Source organism: Streptomyces candidus (genome assembly GCF_014207445.1).
Lineage (GTDB): Bacteria > Actinomycetota > Actinomycetes > Streptomycetales > Streptomycetaceae > Streptomyces > Streptomyces candidus.
The window spans coordinates 202969-223076 of sequence record NZ_JACHEM010000007.1; the positions used below are offsets into that span (position 1 = coordinate 202969).

The window sequence follows — 20108 nt, forward strand, 5'->3', positions numbered from 1 at the left end:
ATGTTCTGATACGGGCTCCGACCTGCGAGAAATCGCTGGTCGGGACGACAGGATTTGAACCTGCGACCCCTTGACCCCCAGTCAAGTGCGCTACCAAGCTGCGCCACGTCCCGGTCCGCGCTGACCTGGGGTTTCCCCTGGCTGAGCGCGCATGAGAACAATACCTCAACCTGGGCGGCCGAAAGAACCGCACCCCGCCGTGGCCGGTCCGGCGGGGGTGGCGGAGCAGGTCAGGACCCGAAGAGCCGTCCTCAGCGAGCGGGGTGCAGCGGCTCCTGGTCGGGGGCCTGGCGCTGCTGCGGGATTCCGGGCGCGAGTCCGTCCGGAATGCCGCCCTGGACGACCGTGACGTTGCGGACCGGGGACGGCACCCTGATGCCTTCGGCACGGTACCGCTGGTGCAGCCGCTTGATGAACTCGTGCTTGACCCGGTACTGGTTGCTGAACTCGCCGATGCCGAGGATCACCGTGAAGCCGATCCGGGAGTCGCCGAAGGTGTGGAAGCGGACCGCCGGCTGGTGCTCGGGGAGGGCGCCGGCGATGTCCCGCATCACCTCGGCGACGACCTCGGACGTCACTCTCTCCACCTGCTCCAGGTCGCTGTCGTACGAGACCCCGACCTGGACGGAGATCTCCAGGTCCTGAGCGGGGCGGCTGAAGTTGGTCATGTTGGTGCCGGCGAGCTGGAGGTTCGGGATGATCACCAGGTTGTTGGAGAGCTGGCGCACCACGGTGTTGCGCCAGTTGATGTCGACGACATAGCCCTCCTCGCCGCTGCTGAGCCGGATGTAGTCCCCGGGCCGCACCGTTTTGGAGGCGAGGATGTGCACACCCGCGAAGAGGTTGGCGAGGGTGTCCTGGAGGGCGAGCGCCACGGCCAGACCGCCCACGCCGAGCGCGGTGAGCAGCGGGGCTATCGACACCCCGAGGGTCTGGAGCAGGACGAGGAAACCCATGGCCAGCACCACGACGCGGGTGATGTTGGCGAAGATGGTCGCCGATCCCGCCACGCCCGACCGGGACTGTGCCACGGACTTCACCAGGCCGGTGGAGATCCGCGCGGCCGTGACCGTCCCTGCCAGGATGAGCAGCGCGGTCAGCACCCGGGTCACGTTCTGCCCGGTCCGCGGCGTCAGCGGCAGCGCGGCGGCCGCGACGGCGAGGCCGGCGGCGACCGCCGCCACGGGAACGAGGGTCCGGACGGCGTCGACGATCAGGTCGTCCCCGTTCCACCTGGTACGGCTGGCGCGCTCGCCCAGCCAGCGCAGCACCGTGCGCAGCAGCAGGGCCGCCAGCAGACCCGCGGCCACGGCGATGCCCGCGACGATCAGATCGCTCGGTTCGAGGGCTCGCTCCATCAGTGCGTTCCCCGTTCTGCCGAGTGGACGGCCGTCGGTCGGGAAGCGAAATGCCCACGAGGGCCGTATATATGAGGTGTCGTCACCTTGAGTACCTGCTCATTCCGGGTTGCGCGGTCACGCGGGCGGCACCTGTCGGGCAGCCCGCGCGAGCGTCATCCTGCCCCATGCGCCGGCCACCCCCGGCGGCGGCCACGGCTTGTTGCCGCCGGCCGCGCACAACGGCCCCGGCGCCCCGTTCCGTACCGGGTGACGGCGAAGTCGCCCTCGTGGCAGGGAGCCTGTCGTACGCCCCGGCTCCCGCCGTACCGTTGCCGTCATGACCACGGCTCTCCGACTCGCAGAGATCACCCCCGACACCCTCACGGGCGCGCTCGGGATCGAGGTAGCCGCCGAGCAGGCGCACCTCGTGGCTCCCGTCGTGAAGTCCCTCGCCGAGGCGTACGTGCATCAGGAACAGGCCTGGCCCCGGCTGGTCCTCGACGGTGACCGTCCCGTCGCCTTCCTCATGGCCTTCTTCGACGTCGACTTCGCCGGGGCCGAAGCGGGCGGGGACGCGACAGACGACGAGGGATCAGTCGGTGGCGGCGCGGCCGGCGTCTCGGTGGACAGCGTGGGGAGGGCCGGGGACGGGCCCGCGGGTGCCGTCCCGGACCTGCGTTCCGGGCTGTGGCGTCTCAACGTCGCCGCCGGCGAGCAGGGCCGGGGCTGCGGCCGGTTCGCCGTCGAAGCCGTCGCCGCCGAGATCCGCCGACGGGGCGGCACCCGCCTCACCGCCACCTGGCACCCGGGTGAGGACGGGCCGCAGGGCTTCTACCAAAGGCTCGGTTTCCGGCTGACCGGGGAGACGAGCGAGGACGAGGTGGTGGGGGAGCTCGGCCTGGCGCAGTACGGCTGACCGTCAGCCCCCCGTCAGGGACGCGGCGTGTGGCGCGGCGGCGGACCGCGCTGCCGGGCGCCGTATCCACAACAGGGCCCCCGCCAGCACAGCCGTACCGCCGACGAGCCAGGGCAGGGGCCCGGTGGGGAGCCCGCTGATGGCCAGGCCGCCGGTCGCGGCCGTCAGCTGGAGGGCGAGCGACTGCACGGACAGAGCGGTGGCCCGCCGGCCCCTTTCCACCCGCCGGTGCAGCAGGTCGTTCTCGTTGGGCCCGACCGCGCCGATCCCCAGATAGAACAGGACGAACCCGCTCACCGCGAGCACCTGCGGCAGCGGCCGCGACGACGTCGCGGTGACCGCGAGCAGCAGCAGGCCGCCGCCGCTCACCCCCAGGGCCGCCGCCACCGCACGCTCGCCGCCGCGCGCCAGACGGGCGGCGAGCGGCGCGAGGGCACTGCCGAGTCCCGACATCGCGAACCCCGCACAGGACAGCGCGGCGAAGACCACCGCACCCGTCTCCGGCGAACCCGCGAGCCGGGCGGTGCGCCCCGGCGAGAGCAGCTCGATCACGGCGAACGCCACCCCGGCCGCACCGGCGGTCAGCAGCACCCGCCGCACGGTCGCGTCGACGGCCCCCAGCCGCAGCCCGCCGCCGATCGTCGAGGGAACCCCCCGCAGGACACCGCGCAGGGTGGCCCGTTCGCGGGGCGGCTCGCGGAGCGCGGACAGGACGTACAGCACGAAGGCGATGCTGACGGTCGCGGCGAGCAGCGCGGGGACGGACAGCGGCAGCACCAGGTGGCCGGTGGCCGCGCGCACCCGCTCGTCGAGAGCGGGAACGAGTCCCAGCAGCCAGGGAATCGCCCCGCCGCCCAGGGTGCCGACCGCCAGCGCGGCGGACATCGCGGTTCCGCCGCGGGCCAGGCCGGTGCGCAGGTCGGCGTCCGGGCCCGCGTGGGCCTGCACGGTGTCCACGTACCAGGCCTCGGCCGACCCGCTGGACAGGGCCCGGCCCGCGCCCATCAGGCCCATGCCCAGGGCGAGCGAGGCCTGCGTGGAGCCCAGGCCCAGGAGGGTGAAGGCGACGGCGTTGAGCGCCCCAGCGGCGGCCAGGACGGGGCGTCGGCCCAGCACGTCGGAGAGCCCGCCGGTGGGCAGCTCCAGCGCGGCTGCGGTGAGCGAATGAGCGGCGAAGCAGGCGGCCACGGCCGTCAGGCTCAGCCCGCGCTCGGTGAAGAGCAGGACGCCGGGTGCCATCGCCAGCCCGATCGGCAGCCAGAAGAGGCCGCTGACGACCACGTAGCGACGTCGCGCGCTGCGGAGTACGGTCTCCCCGCTCATGGCGCGCCCTCAGACAGGGCCGAAGTGTCCTCGTCCTTGGGCGAGTTGCCGGAGGCCCGGGGCAGGGCTGCCAGAATGAGAGTGACCCGCTCGGCGCGCGGGTCCGCCTCGTCGCGGACCGCCAGCTCCGCCGCTTTGTCCTGGATCGCCTGCCGCAGTTCGCCGAGCGACTCGGGTGTCAGCCGCGGCATGCTGTCCTCGACGCCGGACGGTTCCACCCATTGCGGGCCGATCCGGCCCGTGGCCAGGTCCTCCTCGTACTGGACGAGGGCGCGTTCCAGGTGCTCCACCTGCGCCCTGCGAATGGCGTCGAGGAAGGCGCGGCTGTGCGGAGTGGCGCGCATCTCCTCGTTGTTCCAGGAGGTCAGGGCGTGCACGGCCCTCCAGCGCCGCTCCCGGCCGTCCCGGTGCTCGGCCTCCGCGACGAAGGCGTACTTCGCCAGCACCCGCAGGTGATAGCTGGCGGACGCCGAGGACTCCCCGGTCCGGGTGGCGAGTTCGCTCGCGGTGGCCGGGCCGTGCTGCCGGAGCAGCCCGAGCAGTTCGATGCGCAGGGGGTGGGTGAGGGCCTTGAGGGCGGCCGCGTCGCGTTCGGGATCGAGAACGCGATTGCCCTGTGGTGAAAGGTCGCGCTGGTTCATGGCGGGGAGCGTAGAACGCCCGACGCCCTTCCCCAAAGAACTTTTGCAAAATTACTTTGCGGAATCTTCGCCGGAGTGCGGGCGTGCCCGGAGCGAAGGGCGCAGCGCACGGGTGCCGGGCCCCGCACACAAAGTCGCCCCGACACCTCCGCCTCCCGTTCGCTCTTTCGACGCCCGCCCCACCGCCGTGATGTGGGAGAACGCTGCCATGTGCGATGACGATCCGATACCGCCGCGGGCGGACCTGACCGAAGAGCAGTGGCTGCGCGCCGAACCGGATCCGGCCACGGGGCCGACCGGCGACCGGGTACGCACCATGAGCGCAGTCCGCAGACGCGCACTGCTGGGCGGTGCGGTCGCCGGGGCCGCCCTTGCCGTGCTCCCGGGCGGCGGCACCGCCGAGGCACGCACCCGCCGGGCCGTATCAGCCGGCGCCCACCAGCCCGTTCGCGCGGACAAGTTCCCCTTCCCGCAACACGCGAATGCCGACGGCGAGTTCGCGGTGCTCGTCACCGGTGACGCGGGCACCGGCGGGGAGTCCCAGCACGCCGTGGCCGCCGCCGCGCGCCAGGTCTGCCGCACGGAAGGCATCGGGCTGGCCGTGGGGCTCGGCGACAACATCTACGAGAACGGCCCGGAGTCCGAACACGACTCGGAGTTCCGGACGAAGTTCGAGGAACCCAACACCGGTATCGACGTGCCGTGGCTGATGGTCCTCGGCAACCACGACTGCTCCGGGCTGATCCCCGGCAGCGGGGGCGACCCCTCGCGCGGCGACCGCGAGGTCTCGTACGCCGCATTCTCCCGCCGCTGGTACATGCCGAGCCGGTACTACCGCGCCGCGCTCCCCGCGGGCGGTGCGGACCCGGTCGTCGAGTTCTTCGCGCTGGACACCAACCCGGTCGCCTCCACCGTCGCCCAGGCCGACCCGTACTACCGCTGGGACGGCCCGTACATGAAGGCCCAACGTGCCTGGCTGGACGACGCGTTGGCCACGTCGAGGGCCCGCTGGAAGGTCGTCCTCGGGCACCACCCGTACCTCAACAACGGCAAGCACGGCAGCGCCGGCTCCTACGACGGCTTTCTCGTCGGGCACTACACACGCGGCATCCACCTCAAGGAGCTGTACGAGGAAGTGGTGTGCGGCAGAGCCGACCTCATCCTCTCCGGGCACGACCACACCCTCCAGCTCCTGGAACCCACCGCCCGCACCGCCGGTACGCGGCAGATCGTCTGCGGAGCGTTCGCCAAGTCCGGTGACGGACGGGCACGTTCCAGCCATCCGGCGGCCTGGCAGAACTTCTCCGACCACGGCTTCATGGTCCTCAGGGTCTCCCAGGAGGCGATGACCGTGGACGCGTACACCGTCGACGTCCCCACCCGCACCGCACGCCTCGCCCACCGCACCCGGACCTCCACCCCACTGGGTGCGGACAGCCGGGAGAAGGCAGCCCTGGGGTAGCGGCGCCCGCCGGTGCTCTTCGGTACGTCTGTGCGGAACGTGGCCGGCGGCGGTGTCCGTGCACGTACAGTCCGCCGAAAAGTCGATCCGCGAGTGGCAGGCGTGCCCTCGCCCCAGACGGATCAGGGCCGCCTTCCCGAAAACTCCTGCCCGCACGCCGCGACGCGCAGCAGTAGTAGAATCGTCCTTCTTCGCTCCTCGCCCCGTCGATGCGCGTTCCGCGTCCGTGCCGCAACGCTTTCGAGGAGTCCGCGATGTCCGCGACCACGCCCGCCCACCTGCCCGGCGCAATGCCCGCGGTCGTCGAGTGGCAGGAGGGCAGTACCTCCCGTACCGCCCTCTGGCACTCCGAGAACTCCACCCCCGCACCCCGCAGGGCAGTGGCGGCCGACGACCGCACCAAGGCCGACGCCGCGCACCGCCTGGCCTGCGAAGGTACCGCTCTGCTGTGGCGCGGCGACTACCACAACGCCCGTCGGCTCCTTGAGGCGATGGGCCGCCGCATCGACCGCAAACCCACCAAACGCTCTTCCTCCGCCGCCTCCGACGCGCCGACGCCCGCCGAGGCCTTCCACCGGCACCGCCGCGCCCGCGCCCACCGCGCCCGGGTCCTCGGCCACCTTCTCGTCCTCCTCGACGGCGAACACCGGCTCGCGCTGCGCCGGGCCCCCGACGTGCAGCAGGCGTGCACGGAGGCCTACGGCCCGCCGCAGGCGCCCACCGCGATCTCCCTGACGGAACTCCTCGGCGTGATCGGCGCTCAGCAGTGGCGCGAGAAAGGCGTGGACGTACCGGCCCTCGGGGATCGCATCCACCCGCACTACGGGGTGTTCTCCCCGGTCAGGGGCGAGTACGTCGACCTGGTCGCCCGCGCCCCCCTGCCCGCTCCGGGCGACCGCCCCCTCACCGCCTTCGACCTCGGGACCGGCACCGGAGTCCTCGCGGCCCTCCTCGCGCGCCGGGGTGTCGCCCGCACCGTCGCCACGGACATCAGCCCGCGCGCCCTGGCCTGCGCCCGCGACAACATCGACCGGTTGCGCCTTTCCGACCGCGTCGACGTCACCACTGCCCCGTCGCTCTTCCCGGACGCCCGTGCCGACCTGGTGGTCTGCAACCCGCCCTGGATCCCGGCGCGCCCCACCTCCGCCGTGGAACAGGGCGTCTACGACCCGGGGAGCACCATGCTCCACGACTTCCTGAACGGGCTGAGCGCCCACCTGAACCCCGGCGGCGAAGGCTGGCTCGTCCTCTCCGACCTGGCCGAACATCTCGGCCTGCGCACCCGCGGCGAACTCCTCGCCGCCGTCGAATCCGCCGGACTGCGCGTCCGCGACCGACTCGACACCAGCCCCCGCCACCCCCGCACCAGGGACACCACCGATCCCCTCCACCGGGCGCGCGCCGCGGAGACCACCTCGCTGTGGCGTCTGACGCCTGCCTGACCGCAACGGCCGCGGACCGGGCCCGGGGTCAGTCCTCGCCGAACACGAGGCGCGCACCGAGGACATCGACGTCGTGGTCCGTGTTCGACAGCACAGCCACGGCACACCCCCGCGCCCGGTGGAAGCCGACGAAGGAACGGGAACCTCCTGTCGCCCCGTTGTGCCAGGTCATTGCCTCGCCGTCCCGGTTCAGGGTCATCCAGCCGAGGCCGATCCGGTTCGGCCCGTCCGCCTCGTGACGCGGGAGTGCGGCAGCCGCACCGGGGGCGCTGCCGTCGAGCAGGGCGGCGAGGAGCCGTGCGAGATCCCGAGCCGTCGACCACACGCCGATCCCGGCGGGTGCGTATCCCGCCGAGACCCACGGCGCGACCCTACGGCCGTCCTGCGCATGCGGCACGGCGCACGAGGCGGTGAGCGGATCGGCCGGGTTCTCCCGTACCCACGTCGATGCCATGCCGAGCGGAGCGAGCAACTCGCGTTCCAGCAGAACCGGATAGCGGTCCGCGGCGGTTCCGCCCGAGGCCCCGGTGAGCACATGGCCCAGTAGGGCCGCCCCCAGGTTCGAGTACGCGAAGCTGCCGCGCGGACCCGTGGGCGCGACGGCTCTCGCGCCCGCGAGGAACTTCTCCAGCCCCAGACCCCGGTACGGATCCCGGCCCCTCAGGATGGTGAGCGCGTCCCGCAGGTTGCCCAGCACGGGGATGCGCCGGTGCAGCCGCGGTAATCCCGAGCGGTGCGAGGCGAGTTCGTCCAGGGTGACCGAAGCCGTCTCGGCGTTCGCGAACCCGGGACCCGCCGACAGCGTGGACACCGGCTGCTGCAGGGACACCGCCCCGGCGTCGACGCGTGCGGCGAGCAGCATGCCGGTGAGGACCTTGGTGACCGACCCGATCTCGAACGCCGTGTCGGCGGTCGCGGGACCGGACGTGTCGGCGCGGTCCGCGCCCAGCCCCGCGAAGCGTATGCCGTCGGAGTCCAGCAGCGCCACGGACAGGGTGTGGAAGCTGCCGGCCGCCCCCGCCGCCCGCCGGACGCGTTCCGCCAACTCCGGATCTCCGCTCTCCCGTTCAGGAGCCCATCGGACTGCCTGGTCCCCGGTGTCCTTCATGTGTGCGCACTCCTCGCGTCAGAGATCGGTTGGATCATCCTCACTCACGACGTACGGGGGCTTTCGGGCGGGCCAATACGTACCGGGTAGAGGCAGTTGGCTGTTGCGCCCGGGACGGCACTCGCCCCGGGCCGCGAACCGTCCTCCTGGCCAACACCCCGCACGCCGGCGATCCCAGCTCCTGAGGCTTGCCTCCAGGGGAAGGCCGAACCCCCCCCGGACGGCGGGACGCCCCACCCCGTTACGGTGCTCTTTTACCACCGAGGAGTTCCGCAGTGCCCAGCCGCCCCGGCCCCCGCCCCCGCCTGCTCTACGTCACCGACCTCGCCTACCAGGCCCGCGGGCGGCGCTACTGCGACGAGGACATCCACCTGTCCGGCCGGCTGCGCGAGGACTTCGACCTCGCGCTGTGCCACCCGCTGGACGCCGCTGGGCTGATGGGTGGCTTCGATGCGGTCGTGGTCCGCAACAGCGGCCCCGTCCTGCACTACCAGCAGGCGTACGAAGCATTCCGCGCCCGCGCCCTGCACGAGGGGACGCGCGTCTACAACCCGCTGAACGGGCGCGCCGACATGGCGGGCAAGCAGTACCTGCTCGATCTCCCCCGGTCCGGATTCCCGGCCATCCCCACCGTCGACCGCGCCGAGGACCTGCACACGCTGCCCGCCGCCGACCTGTACGCGGTCAAGCCCAAGACCGGGGCGGACTCGGTGGGTCTGCGGTTCCTGCCGTACGAGAGCCTCGCCGCCCTCGATGGCCTCGCCGACGGCGACCTCCTCGTCCAGCCGTGCGTCGACTTCCGTCACGAGGTGTCCTTCGTCTACGTCGACGACGTCTTCCAGTACGCCCTGTACGCCCCGCACCCGGACCGCCGCTGGGTGCTGGAGCCGTACGAGCCCACCGCGGCCGACCTCGACTTCGCGCGGCGCTTCATCGACTGGAACACCCTCGACCACGGCATCCAGCGCGTCGACGCCTGCCGCACCCGGGACGGGGAACTCCTCCTGGTCGAACTGGAGGATCTCAACCCGTACCTGTCCCTGGACAGGCTCCCCGACGACGCGGCCCGCGAGAGCTTCGCAGCCGCTCTGACCCGCTCCCTGGACCGCTTCCTCACCGGGTGACCGCCCAACCCCCACGCCCGGTGTGGGTGTTCACAGTGCCACGACCGTCACCTCGGTCGCCTTCACGCTCGTCCAGACCGGTGTGCCGTCGGCCAGACCCAGTTCGGCGGCGGCCTGCGGGGTGACCTCGGCGATCAGGTCGGGGGCCTCGTCGGAGGTGATCAGCAGCCGCAGCCGGCTGCCGCTGGAGGTGATCTCACGGACCGTGCCCGGCCAGACGTTGCGCGGGCTGCCGCCGGGCCTCTCCCGGTGCACGGAGACGGACTCCGGCGCGATGATCGCGAGCGCCTCCGCGGCGTCCGGCAGCGGATCCGCCACGACGAGCAGGCCGCCGCCCGCGAGCCGCAGCCCGCCCTCGGCCGCCCTGCCGGGCCAGGCGTTGCGGCCCAGCATGCGCGCCACCCACGGGGAGCGCGGATGCCGGGTGACCTCGGCGGGCGGGGCGTCCTGCAGCGCCCTGCCCCCGTCCAGGACCAGCACCCGGTCGGCGAGCGACACCGCCTCGACCGGATCGTGCGTGACGATCAGGCACACACCGCCGAAGCCCTCCAGGTGCGCGCGCAGGGTGTGCCGGACACGGGCCCTGGTCGTCTGGTCGAGGGCGGAGAGCGGTTCGTCCAGGAGGAGGAGACGGGGGCGGGACGCCAACGCCCTCGCCAGGGCGATGCGCTGGGCCTGCCCGCCGGACACCTCGGCGGGTTTGCGCTGCGCGAGCGTGCCGACGCCCAGCCGGTCCAGCCACTGCTGTGCGCTGCGCCGGGCCTGCGCGCGCGGAACGCCCCGGGCGCGCAGGCCGTACGCGGTGTTGCCCAGGGCGCTCAGGTGCGGGAAGAGCGCACCGTCCTGCGGCACCCAGGCCACGCCCCGGCGGTGCGGAGGCAGCCCGCTGACGTCGGAACCGCCCAGTGTGAGGGCGGCGTGCGCGCGGGGGGTGAGGCCGAGCAGGGCGCGCAGGAGGGTGGTCTTGCCGGCGCCGTTGGGGCCGACGACGGCGATGGTGGTGCCGGGGGAGGCGGTCAGGGTGAGGTCGTTGAAACCGGTGACCTGGGCGTGCAGCGCCCACCGCTCCCCGGCGGGGTCCGGGGCCGGAACGCGGGCGGCGGTCTCCGCGGCCGAGGGCTCGGATTCCGGGGGAGCGGCGCCGGGCGCGGCGGCGGGGCGCGGGCTTCCGGTCCACCGTCCGCGCAGTCCGATCAGTACCGCCATCGCGATGACCAGCAGGAGGAGGGAGACGGAGGTCGCCGCCTCGGGCCGGTCCTGGAGGAGGAGATACACCTGCAGCGGCAGGGTCTGCGTGGTGCCCGGCAGATTGCCCGCGAACGTGATGGTGGCACCGAACTCGCCGAGCGCCCGCGCCCACGTCAGCGCCGCCCCGGCGATCAGACCGGGGGCCACCATCGGCAGGGTGACGGTGAGGAACACCCGTACCGGCGACGCCCCCAGCGAGGCGGCCGTCTCCTCGTACCGGGGACGCAGCCCGCCCAGGGCACCTTCCAGGCTGATCACCAGAAAGGGCATCGCGACGAACGTCGCCGCGACGACCGCGCCCGTGGTGTGGAACGGCAGCGTGAGCCCGAAGGTGCTCTCCAGCCACGGCCCGAGCACCCCGCGCCGCCCGAACGCCAGCAGCAGCGCCACCCCGCCCACGGTCGGCGGCAGCACCATCGGCAGCAGTACCAGTGAGCGCACGAACGCCTTCCCGGGGAACTGGGTCCTGGCCAGCAGCCAGGCCAGCGGAACGCCCAGCAGGAGAGAGAGCCCGAGCGACCAGAACGACACGACCAGCGACAGTTCGAGCGCCTCGACGACCCCGGGGCTGGACAGGTGCGTACCCAGCTCGCCCCAGGACGTACGGGTGAGAATCCCGATCAGCGGCAGCAGCAGGAAGGCGACGGCCAGCAGCGCGGGGACCGCCAGCGCCAGGGGGGCACGGGTTCCGGACGTGCGGGGCCGGGACGCGGGGCGGGGGCGAAGCTGTTTCATGGCGTTTCCCGGATTCGACCGTCGTGCAGCGGATGACGCGCGGAACCGGTCCGTACATCATGTGTCGTACGTCGTACACCAGACATCGGGTGCCGGACAGCGGACACGCGTGCCGGCACCGGGCGGGGCGAGTCGCCGCTACGGCTTCTGGAAGCCCGCGTCCGCGAGGATCTTCTGCGCGTCGGGGCCGGAGAGCCACTTCACGAACGTCGCGGCGGCCTCCCCGTTCTTCGACGTCCTGAGTGCGGCGGCGGGGTAGGAGGCGATCGCGTTCTGGCCGTCCGGGATGTCCACGGCGTCGACCTTGCCGGACGCCGACGCCGCGTCCGTACGGTAGACCAGCCCGGCGTCCGCCTCACCCAGTTCGACCTTGCTGAGGACGGCCCGCACGTTGGGCTCCTGCGAGACCGGCTTCACCTCGGCCTTCTGCGCGTCCAGGACCTTCTTGCTGTACCTGCCCACCGGCACCTCGGGCGCCGCGAGGACCACCTTCAGCTTGCTGTCCGCGAGGTCCCGCAAGGCGCCGATCTTCCTCGGGTTGCCCTCACCGGTGGCGATGACCAGGCGGTTCCTGGCGATAACGGTGGGGGCGGCCGTGTCCTCGCGAAGGTCGTCCATCGTCCTGGTGTCCGCGGTGACCAGCACGTCGGCGGGGGCACCCTGCCGGACCTGCGCGGCCAGTTCCTGCGAACCGGCGAAGGAGAACGTCACCTTCGTGCCGGGGTGCGCCTTCTCGTACGCGGTGCCCGCCGTCCTGAAGACGTCAGTGAGGGAGGCGGCGGCGAGCACGGTCAGGGCGACCGAGGAATCGCCACCGGTGCTCTGCTGCCCGCCGCCTCCGCACGCGGCGGCCGACGGGGCGAGCAGAGCGGCGGACAGGACGGCCGCGGCGCGACGGCGTCTGCTGGACGAGGACTTCATACGGGCGGGCTCCTGGCGATGGGTGGGAGAAGGGGTCCGTACCCGCGAACGCGCGGTGGCCCGGGTCGCGGGACAGCGGTCAGGTGCGGTCGATGTGCACGCTGGTGGACTTCACACGGGCGGTGGCCTGCATGCCGACCTCCAGACCCAGCTCCTCCACGGCCTCGCGGGTCAGCAGCGAGACGAGCCGGTGCGGCCCCGCCTGTATTTCCACCTGCGCCGCCACGTCGCCGAGCTTGACCGCGGTGACGATGCCGGGGAAGGCGTTGCGGGCCGAGCTGTACGGGGTGTCGTCCTCAGGACCGTGCTGTGGGGCGCCCTGCGCCACCTCGACACAGAAGGCCGCCAGGTCGCGGCCGTCGACGAGGCGCCGGCCGCTGTCGTCGCGGTGGGTCGCGAGCCGCCCGGCGTCCGCCCAGCGGCGTGCGGTGTCCGCGCTGACGCCGAGCAGCCGCGCTGCCTGACCGATGGTGTAGGACTGCATGTGCGGCAAGATAGGCCACTTTCGAACGCAGATGCAAAGGTCTGTGCGATTCGCCTGGGCAGTTGCAGGATTCGTCGGAGGAACACCCAAAGGGATGGGCTTGCGCCCCCAAGGGGGTGAAATGCAGACGCCTCTGCGGAACAGGAACGATTCTGCACCGACTGCCCTGAGCTGCGATGATCTTGCTTCAAACGGCGATTTGGACATATGTCCGAAGGATTCCTTGGTGCAGCCGTAATCCTTTTCGCCCCTAAAGTCTTGCCGTCCCCGTCAATCACTCCGCCCTCACTGCCCCCTGCGGGTGGTGCTCTCGGCGGCAGTGGACCCGTCTACTCGTGCGAGGTGTCGTGTCAGGCGAACTCTCCTTCCTCCAGGAGCGGTTGCAGGCGTGGAATGCCCGGCAGGCGAGCTGGGGCGGCCCCCTCTACCGCGGCAGGCCGACTCCCCGGAACACCGACCTCACCCTCATGTCCAACGACTACCTGGCGATCGGCGGCCACCCCGCCGTCCTCGACGCACAGGTGCGCAGCCTCCGCGCGCAGGGCAACGGCGCCCTGATGTCCGGGGTCTTCACCGGTGACAGCGACCCGCTGCGCCGTCTCGAAGCAGACCTCGCCCACTGGCTGGGCGCACCCTCGGTCATGCTCAGTCAGTCCGGCTGGTCCGCCAACGTCGGCCTCATCCAGGCCGTCTGCCCCGCCGGCGGCAGCGTCTACGTCGACGAACTCGCCCACGCCTCGCTCTGGGAGGGGATCTCCGCCGCCCACGCCGTCGCCCGCCCCTTCGCCCACAACGACACCGAGCACCTCGAACGCACCATCCGTCAGCACGGGCCCGGACTCATCGCCTTCGACACGCTCTACAGCGTCACCGGCGACCTCTGCCCCCTTCCCGACCTGACCGCCGTGGCCCGCCGCACGGGCTGCGACCTCATCGCCGACGAGTCCCACACCCTCGGAGTCCTCGGCCCCCAGGGAGGCGGACTCGTTCCCTCCCTCGGCCTCACCGACGCGGTCGCCTACCGGACGGCCAGCCTGGCCAAGGCCTTCGCCGGCCGCGCCGGGCTGATCGCCTGCTCGCCGGAGGTCGCGGGCTACCTGCCGTACCACTCCCTCGGCGCGGTCTTCAGCTCCACCCTTCTGCCGCACGACGTGGCGGGACTGAGCGCCGCTCTCGGCGTGCTCCGTACCGCCGACGACCGCAGGGAGCGCCTGGAACAGCACAGTCGCCACCTGCGGGACGGCCTCACCGCGCTCGGCTACCACATCGCCCCGAGCGAGAGCCAGATCATCCCGCTGCAGCCCGGCACCGAGCCCGGCGTGCGCCGCCTGCAACAGGCGCTGGACGCGCGGGGCGTGTTCGGCGCGGCCTTCGTGCCGCCCTCCGTGCCCGTCCGTCGCTGCGTGCACCGGCTGTCCGTGCACAGCGAACTCGCCCCCGCCGACCTGGACCGGGTGCTCGACGCGTGTGCGGCCGTACGGGACGAAGTCGGTCTGCGGGAGTGGCGGTCCACCCGTCGCCTGCCCACCCGCCGCACGGCCGCCGTCCACCACTGACCCCCAGACCCACGAAAGGCCAACCGCCATGCAGACAACCGACCTTCGCGACGACCACAGCACCCGCACGCGCGACCACCGCGTCACGGGTGTGCGCGACGACCGCATCACCGAGATCGTGTGCGACCGCCTGGAGATCGAGCCCGGCGAGATCGCCGAAACGGACCGGTTCGTCGAGGAGCACGGTGCGGACTCCCTGGCCCTCATCGGCGTACTCGCCGCCCTGGAGAAGGAGTTCAGGGTCACCATCGACCAGAACGAGATGCCGCGGATGGCGCACCTGGCGGGTGTGCGGCAGGTGCTGGCCGAGACGGCGGGCTGGTAGCCGCATCCATGACCTCCAGCAGTGAGGGGACCCCGCCCGCGGGGTCCCGCCCCCGAAGGCCCGATACCTCCCACCCGCCCAGTCCGCTGCCGTCCCGTCCGCCCCGTCGCCCCGGGGGCGGTCCTTCCGATTCGCGCCCGTCGTACCCGCCCGGTCCTCCGCCGGTCAACTCCCCCGCCTCCGTTCCCGGCGGTTCGCCCCGGGCTCTCCGACGCCGCCCCCCGCGGTTCTCCGCGGGCTCTTCTCCGACGTTCCCCGCGGGCCGCCCCGAGCCCCGCCGTGTCGTCGTCACCGGACTCGGCGCCCTGTCCAGCATCGGTACCGGCACCGCGGACTTCACCGCCGGTCTGCGCGCCGGGCGCAGCGGTGTCAGCCCCATCACGGCCTTCGACACCGCAGGCTTCGCCCACGCCAACGGCTGCCAGGTCCCCGACTTCGACCCGCACCGGCTGCTGCGCCGCATCGACCCCGCCGAGTACGGCCGGGCCGCCCAGTTCTCGGCCGCCGCGGCCCGGATGGCGGTCGTCGACGCCGGACTGTCCCCCGGCGACCTGCGGCGCGTACGCTGCCAGATCTCCGTCGGCACCACCGACGGCGAGTCGTACGACCTGGACCGCATCACCGAAACCCATCTGCACCGCGGACCCTCCGCGGTCACCGCGCAGGCCGCCCGCCGCATCCCCGCCGCCCGTCTCGGCATCGCCGTCGCCCGCGAACTCGGCCTGGCGGACGTCGAGATCCTCACCATCGGCACCGCCTGCTCAGCCGGCAACTACTCGATCGGCAACGGCCTCGACGCCATCCGGCAGGGCGACGCCGACTTCGCCCTGTGCGGCGGCGCGGACGCCTTCTGCCGCAAGACCTTCGCCGCGTTCTACCGCCTGGGCACCATCGCCCCCGACTGCTGCCGCCCCTTCGACACCCGGCGGCAGGGCATCCTCACCGGCGAAGGCGCCGGCCTGCTCCTGCTCGAAAGCCTCGACTCGGCACTCGCCCGCGGCGCCCGCATCTACGCGGAAGTCCTCGGCTACGGCCTCAACTGCGACGCCCACCACCCGGTCGCCCCAGAGGAGGAAAGCGTCGCCCGCTGCCTCCAACTCGCCCTGGACGACGCGGGAGTGAAACACGAAGAGGTCGACCTCATCTCCGCGCACGGCACCGGCACCAGGGCCAACGACGTCACCGAGAGCCGCGCCGTCCGCCGGGTCTACGGCGACAGCCCGCCCCGCACCATCTCCCTCAAATCGATGCTCGGCCACACCATGGGGGCGGCGAGCGCCCTCGGCGCCATCGCCTGCTCCCTGGCGATCACCCACGGCTTCATTCCCCCCACCATCAACCACCGCACCACCGACCCCGAATGCGCGGTGGACTGCGTGCCCAACCAGGCGGTCGACGCGGACCTGCGCATCGTCCAGAACAACGGTCTCGCCTTCGGCGGCAACAACGCCGCCGTGGTACTGGGCCGTTACGAAGGAAGGGAACTGTGAACATCACCGCCTGGTCGGCGCTCTCCCCGTACGGGCACACCGCCGCCGACTTCACGACGGGGGTTCGCCAGCGGCGCGCCACCGCGGCACCCGTACCCGGCGCCCACGGCCAACTCGGCTGCCTGGTACCGCTGTTCGAGCCTCGTACCGCCCTCGGCAGGAAGGGCACCCGGCACATGAACCGCGTCACCGCCCTCGCCGTCACCGCCGTCGGAGCCGTCCTGGACCATCTGGACCATACGGAAGGCGGGGGCCAGCGCGGACTCGACACCGCCCTCGTCCTCGGCACGACCACCGGCAGCGTCCAGTCGATGACGGACTTCACCCGCTCCTCGCTCACCGGCGAGCGCCCCTACGACGTCGAACCCGGCGTCATCCCCAACAGCGTCATGAACTGCGCCGCCGCACAGTGCGCCATCCGCCACCGCATCCAGGGACCCAACACCACCCTCGCCGCGGGCAGGACCGCCGCCCTTCTCGGGCTGCTCTACGCCCGGCGGCTGTTGCGCGCGGGTCGCGCCCGCAGCGTCCTGTGCGGCGGCGCGGAGGAATACACGACGGCTCGCGCCTGGCTGGAGGCACGCAGCCGCGCCGCGACGCCCCCTCCGCCGGCCGGAGCACCCCGGCTGCCCGGGGAAGGTCCACCGCCGTCCGCCGCAGCCTTCGCCCTGCTCGGCGAAGGCGCCGCGGTCCTGCGGCTGACCCCGGCGGACATGACGACCGCGGCCCCGCCGCTGGCCACCGTCCTCGCCGTAGAGACCCGCCACACCCCGGAGGGAACGGACCCGGCGGCGACAGTACGGGCGACCGTCACCGAAGCGCTGGCCCGCTCCGGCGTCGCCGCCGACGACGTATGGGCGGCCACCGGGACCGGCCTGGACCCGGCGGAGACCCGAGCCCTGGACGCGCTCTTCTCCCGGCAGGTCTGCGGACAACTCCCCACTCTGGGGCTGCTGCTGGGGGACACAGGTGCCGCCTCCGCAGCCCTTCAGCTGGCCGCCGTGGTCGCCTCCGCGGGCCAGGCCCCCGGCGGGCACGCGGTGATCACCTCGGTGGACGGACAGGGAGTGGCGGCGGCCGCCGTCCTGCGCATGGGAGAAGGCGTCTGATGCCCGACGAGAACGAGGCGGCCAAGGTCGCGCTGGTCAGCGGCGGCTCCCGGGGCATCGGCGCCGCTGTCGTGCTGCGCCTGGCCCGGGACGGCTGGGACGTCGGATTCTGCTACCGCGCCGACGAGGATGCCGCCCTGCGGATCGAGAAGGAGGCGACGGAACTCGGCGTACGGGTGCTCGCGGTCCGCGCCGACGTGGCGGACGCCGGCCAGGCCAAGGCGTGGGTGACCCGCACCGAGGACGAACTCGGGCCCCTGGGCGCCGTCGTGGCCAATGCGGGCGTCACCCGCGACCGCGCCCTGGCACTGATGTCCGACGACGACTGGCACCAGGTCGTCGGCACCGGCCTCGACGGCGTCTTCCACACCTGCCGCGCCGCCGTCTTCCCGATGCTCAAGCGCCGCACCGGCTGCGTCGTCACCCTGTCCTCGGTCGCCGGAATCCACGGCAACGCCGGGCAGACCAACTACAGCGCCGCCAAAGCCGGAGTCATCGGCTTCACCAAGGCACTCGCCAAGGAGGTAGGCGCCCACGGCATCCGCGCCAACGTCGTAGCCCCCGGCCTCATCGACACCGACATGACCGGCGCGCTGCCCGACCGCGAGCGCGACCGCCTCCTCGGCGTGGTCGCGCTGCGCCGCTTCGGCACCGCGGCCGAGGTCGCCGACCTCGTCGCCTTCCTGGTGTCGCAGCGCGCCTCGTACATCACCGGCAGCGTCCTGGAGGTGCACGGTGGCATCGCCCTCTGACACCGGCCTTCCCGCCGGCGCCCCTCCGGGCGGCGGGTACGACACCGTCGTCGTCGGCGGCGGCATCGGGGGCCTCGTCTGCGCCGCCTACCTCGCCGTCTCGGGCCGCCGCGTCCTGCTCGCCGAGCAGCACGACGTGACCGGCGGCAACGCCCAGGTCTTCCGCCGCCGCCGCGCCTACGAGTTCGACGTCGGCATGCACTACGTCGGCGACTGCGGCCCCGACGGCCTGCTCCCCGCGATCCTCTCGGGCCTCGGCATCGGCCCCGACCGGGTCCCCTTCCGCCCCCTCGACCCCGACGGCTTCGACCGCATCCTCCTTCCCGGCGTCACGGTCGACGTGCCCGTCGGCTGGGACCGCTACCTGAGCAGACTCTGCGCGGCCCTGCCCGCCGAACGCACCGGCCTCACCCGCTGCGTCGGCGTCCTGCGTGCCGTCGCAGCCGATCTGCGAGGCGGCATGACCCACCCCCCGGGCGCTCAACGGGTTCCCATGTCGGCGGTGTTGACGACCTGGGGCGGGCGTCCCCTCGGCGACCTGTACGACCACTGCGCACTGGGACCCGCCGCCCGCACCCTCGTCGCCGCCCAGTCCGGCAACTACGGAACTCCGCCCTCCACCACCCTGACCTCCACCCACGCCACCATGCTCGACCACTACCTGCGCGGCGCGTACGCCCCCGTCGGCTCCGGCCAGACCATGATCGCCACGCTGGTCGAGGTCATCGAGGCGTACGGAGGTCAGGTCCGCACCCGCTGTCCCGTCGAAGAGATCCTCGTCGGGGACGACCGGCAGGTGGCAGGGGTGCGCCTCGCCGGAGGCGAAACGGTCCGCGCCCCGCTCGTCGTCTCCAACGCCGACTACCGCCGTACCGTCCTCGGCCTCTGCGGCGGTCGCGGATTCTCGCCGGCCGTCGTCGAACGCACCCGCCGGGCCACCATGCGCGCCGCTGTCGCCACCGCGTACATCGCCCTCGACCGGCCGCTCGACATGCCCAACACCAACATCTGGTGGTGGGCCCACACGGACATCGAGCAGGCCTATGCGGCGGCCCGGAAGGGTTCGGACCCCACCTTCGCCTTCCTCTCCTTCGGCTCCCTCAAGGACCCCGGCAGCCGTACCGTCTGTCCGCCGGGACACAGCAACTTCCAGGTCATGACCCTGGTCCCACCCCTCGGCGGCCCCCCGGGCCGCTACCGCCGCGACCCCTCGTACGAGAGGGGCAAGGCGCGCCTGCGCGATGCACTGGTCGACATCGCCGAGCAGGCGCTCGGCCCGTTCCGCAGCCGCATCACCCACCTGGAGACGGCCACCGCCCACACCAACCACCGCTACATCCAGGGCGGATCGGGCACCCCGTACGGCTTCGACGACTGGGGCGGGCACGGCCGCCGCCCCAGCATCCGTACCGGCGTACGCGGGCTGTACGCGGTCGGCGCCAACTCCAGCTTCGGCGCCGGCATCCTGGGCACCGCCCTCAGCGGCATCTCCGCCGCCGGCCGCATCCTGCAAAGACCGCTGCTCGCCGAAGTCTGCGCCGGAGCGGTCCTGGCCGACCCGGCGCGGTTCCCGCACCGCACGGAGGGCTTCGACCCGCTGCGGATCTCCCGGGGCCGGGCGCGCAGGGACGCGCGGGGCCTGGCCGGCATCGGCTGAGGCGACGACCCGCCGGGACGGAACGGCCGGGGGTACACCCGGACCGGCTGGGTAGACGCAGCAGCGGTCAGGAAGAGGCCGCTACGGGAACGCCTGCCCTGACGAGGTCACCGCCATGAACCACCACTACCGTCTGACCCCCCACCTCGTCGTCGTGCTGGAGGACGTGGTCGACATCGGCAACGTGCACGAGGTGCAACGGTGGATGTGCGCGGTCGCCCGAACCGGCGAGCACCGGTCGGTGGTGGCGGACGTGCGCAGCCCGCTGCTGACTTCGACCGCCCTGCACATGCTCTTCGCCTTCCAGGGCGTCGTCAACGACGAGGGCCGCTCACTGAGCCTGCTGGTGCGCCACCCCCTCGCGCTGAAGGTGCTCCGGCTGACCGACCTGCACGCGGCGTTCCACCTGGTGCCCGCGCTGCCGGAGCCGCTGGGAGCGGCGAAAGTACGCGGCTGGGGCTGACCCGTGCGGTTC

Annotated in this window: 18 protein-coding genes and 1 tRNA gene; 11 read left to right on the forward strand and 8 right to left on the reverse strand. The window is 72.7% G+C overall.

From position 1 onward, the window contains the following. Positions 1-36 precede the first annotated feature (36 nt). A tRNA-Pro gene (locus tag HNQ79_RS15930) sits at positions 37-113 on the reverse strand. A gap of 138 nt (positions 114-251) precedes the next feature. Continuing rightward, positions 252-1358: a mechanosensitive ion channel family protein gene (locus HNQ79_RS15935; protein ID WP_185031480.1), complete on the reverse strand. Its 1107-nt coding sequence runs from the start codon at positions 1356-1358 to the stop codon at positions 252-254. A 319-nt stretch (positions 1359-1677) separates the two neighbouring features. On the opposite strand from HNQ79_RS15935, the gene HNQ79_RS15940 reads away from it, so the two are divergent. Further along, positions 1678-2256, forward strand: a complete 579-nt coding sequence (locus HNQ79_RS15940) for a GNAT family N-acetyltransferase (RefSeq protein ID WP_185031482.1) — start codon at positions 1678-1680, stop codon at positions 2254-2256. A gap of 3 nt (positions 2257-2259) precedes the next feature. Here HNQ79_RS15940 and HNQ79_RS15945 read toward each other — a convergent pair whose 3' ends face one another. Together HNQ79_RS15945 and HNQ79_RS15950 are read right to left on the reverse strand one after the other, a co-directional pair. After that, complete coding sequence (locus HNQ79_RS15945) at positions 2260-3579, reverse strand: MFS transporter (RefSeq protein ID WP_185031484.1); 1320 nt, start codon at positions 3577-3579, stop codon at positions 2260-2262. After that, complete coding sequence (locus HNQ79_RS15950; RefSeq protein ID WP_185031486.1) at positions 3576-4220, reverse strand: ArsR/SmtB family transcription factor; 645 nt, start codon at positions 4218-4220, stop codon at positions 3576-3578. Before HNQ79_RS15950 ends, HNQ79_RS15945 begins: the two co-directional genes overlap by 4 nt. 208 nt (positions 4221-4428) lie before the next feature. Between HNQ79_RS15950 and HNQ79_RS15955 the strand changes: the two genes are divergently transcribed. Both HNQ79_RS15955 and HNQ79_RS15960 read left to right on the forward strand, forming a co-directional pair. Then, the gene (locus HNQ79_RS15955; protein ID WP_185031488.1) at positions 4429-5682 is read left to right on the forward strand and encodes a metallophosphoesterase; all 1254 of its coding nucleotides are present in this window, start codon (positions 4429-4431) and stop codon (positions 5680-5682) included. A 290-nt stretch (positions 5683-5972) separates the two neighbouring features. Next, entirely contained in the window at positions 5973-7124 is a 1152-nt protein-coding gene (locus HNQ79_RS15960; protein ID WP_185031629.1) for a methyltransferase, read from the forward strand. A 28-nt stretch (positions 7125-7152) separates the two neighbouring features. Here the strand turns inward: HNQ79_RS15960 and HNQ79_RS15965 are convergent, their stop codons facing one another. Beyond that, complete coding sequence (locus HNQ79_RS15965) at positions 7153-8232, reverse strand: serine hydrolase domain-containing protein (RefSeq protein WP_185031490.1); 1080 nt, start codon at positions 8230-8232, stop codon at positions 7153-7155. A 275-nt stretch (positions 8233-8507) separates the two neighbouring features. Here HNQ79_RS15965 and HNQ79_RS15970 point away from each other — a divergent pair, with 275 nt between their 5' ends. After that, positions 8508-9356 carry an ATP-grasp domain-containing protein gene (locus HNQ79_RS15970; RefSeq protein ID WP_185031492.1) on the forward strand — a complete coding sequence of 283 codons (849 nt, stop codon included), beginning with the start codon at positions 8508-8510 and terminating at the stop codon, positions 9354-9356. A 30-nt stretch (positions 9357-9386) separates the two neighbouring features. On the opposite strand, the gene HNQ79_RS15975 is transcribed toward HNQ79_RS15970, so the two are convergent. From HNQ79_RS15975 to HNQ79_RS15985, 3 genes are all read right to left on the reverse strand, one after another. After that, positions 9387-11339 carry an ABC transporter permease gene (locus tag HNQ79_RS15975; protein WP_185031501.1) on the reverse strand — a complete coding sequence of 651 codons (1953 nt, stop codon included), beginning with the start codon at positions 11337-11339 and terminating at the stop codon, positions 9387-9389. A gap of 138 nt (positions 11340-11477) precedes the next feature. Then, complete coding sequence (gene modA / locus HNQ79_RS15980; protein ID WP_185031503.1) at positions 11478-12260, reverse strand: molybdate ABC transporter substrate-binding protein; 783 nt, start codon at positions 12258-12260, stop codon at positions 11478-11480. 79 nt (positions 12261-12339) lie between these two features. Continuing rightward, positions 12340-12744 carry a TOBE domain-containing protein gene (locus HNQ79_RS15985; protein WP_185031505.1) on the reverse strand — a complete coding sequence of 135 codons (405 nt, stop codon included), beginning with the start codon at positions 12742-12744 and terminating at the stop codon, positions 12340-12342. Positions 12745-13091: 347 nt separating this feature from the next. Here HNQ79_RS15985 and cqsA point away from each other — a divergent pair, with 347 nt between their 5' ends. The 7 genes from cqsA to HNQ79_RS16020 all read left to right on the forward strand — a co-directional run bounded on the left by cqsA (position 13092) and on the right by HNQ79_RS16020 (position 20096). Beyond that, positions 13092-14300 carry an alpha-hydroxyketone-type quorum-sensing autoinducer synthase gene (cqsA, locus tag HNQ79_RS15990; RefSeq protein WP_221507782.1) on the forward strand — a complete coding sequence of 403 codons (1209 nt, stop codon included), beginning with the start codon at positions 13092-13094 and terminating at the stop codon, positions 14298-14300. Between the two features lie 28 nt (positions 14301-14328). Then, on the forward strand, positions 14329-14625 hold the full coding sequence (locus HNQ79_RS15995) for an acyl carrier protein (RefSeq protein WP_185031510.1): 297 nt from the start codon (positions 14329-14331) through the stop codon (positions 14623-14625). A gap of 8 nt (positions 14626-14633) precedes the next feature. Further along, positions 14634-16115: a beta-ketoacyl-[acyl-carrier-protein] synthase family protein gene (locus tag HNQ79_RS16000; RefSeq protein WP_185031511.1), complete on the forward strand. Its 1482-nt coding sequence runs from the start codon at positions 14634-14636 to the stop codon at positions 16113-16115. Then, positions 16112-17224, forward strand: a complete 1113-nt coding sequence (locus tag HNQ79_RS16005; RefSeq protein ID WP_185031513.1) for a beta-ketoacyl synthase N-terminal-like domain-containing protein — start codon at positions 16112-16114, stop codon at positions 17222-17224. Before HNQ79_RS16000 ends, HNQ79_RS16005 begins: the two co-directional genes overlap by 4 nt. Next, a complete protein-coding gene (gene fabG, locus HNQ79_RS16010; RefSeq protein ID WP_185031516.1) occupies positions 17224-17976 on the forward strand; it encodes a 3-oxoacyl-ACP reductase FabG in 753 nt (250 codons plus the stop codon). The genes HNQ79_RS16005 and fabG overlap by 1 nt, the downstream gene beginning before the upstream one ends. Then, positions 17960-19633 (forward strand): phytoene desaturase family protein, encoded by a 1674-nt coding sequence (locus HNQ79_RS16015; protein ID WP_185031518.1) that lies wholly within the window; start codon positions 17960-17962, stop codon positions 19631-19633. Before fabG ends, HNQ79_RS16015 begins: the two co-directional genes overlap by 17 nt. Before the next feature lie 115 nt (positions 19634-19748). Further along, the gene (locus HNQ79_RS16020) at positions 19749-20096 is read left to right on the forward strand and encodes a hypothetical protein (protein WP_185031520.1); all 348 of its coding nucleotides are present in this window, start codon (positions 19749-19751) and stop codon (positions 20094-20096) included. The last annotated feature ends 12 nt before the right edge of the window (positions 20097-20108 follow it).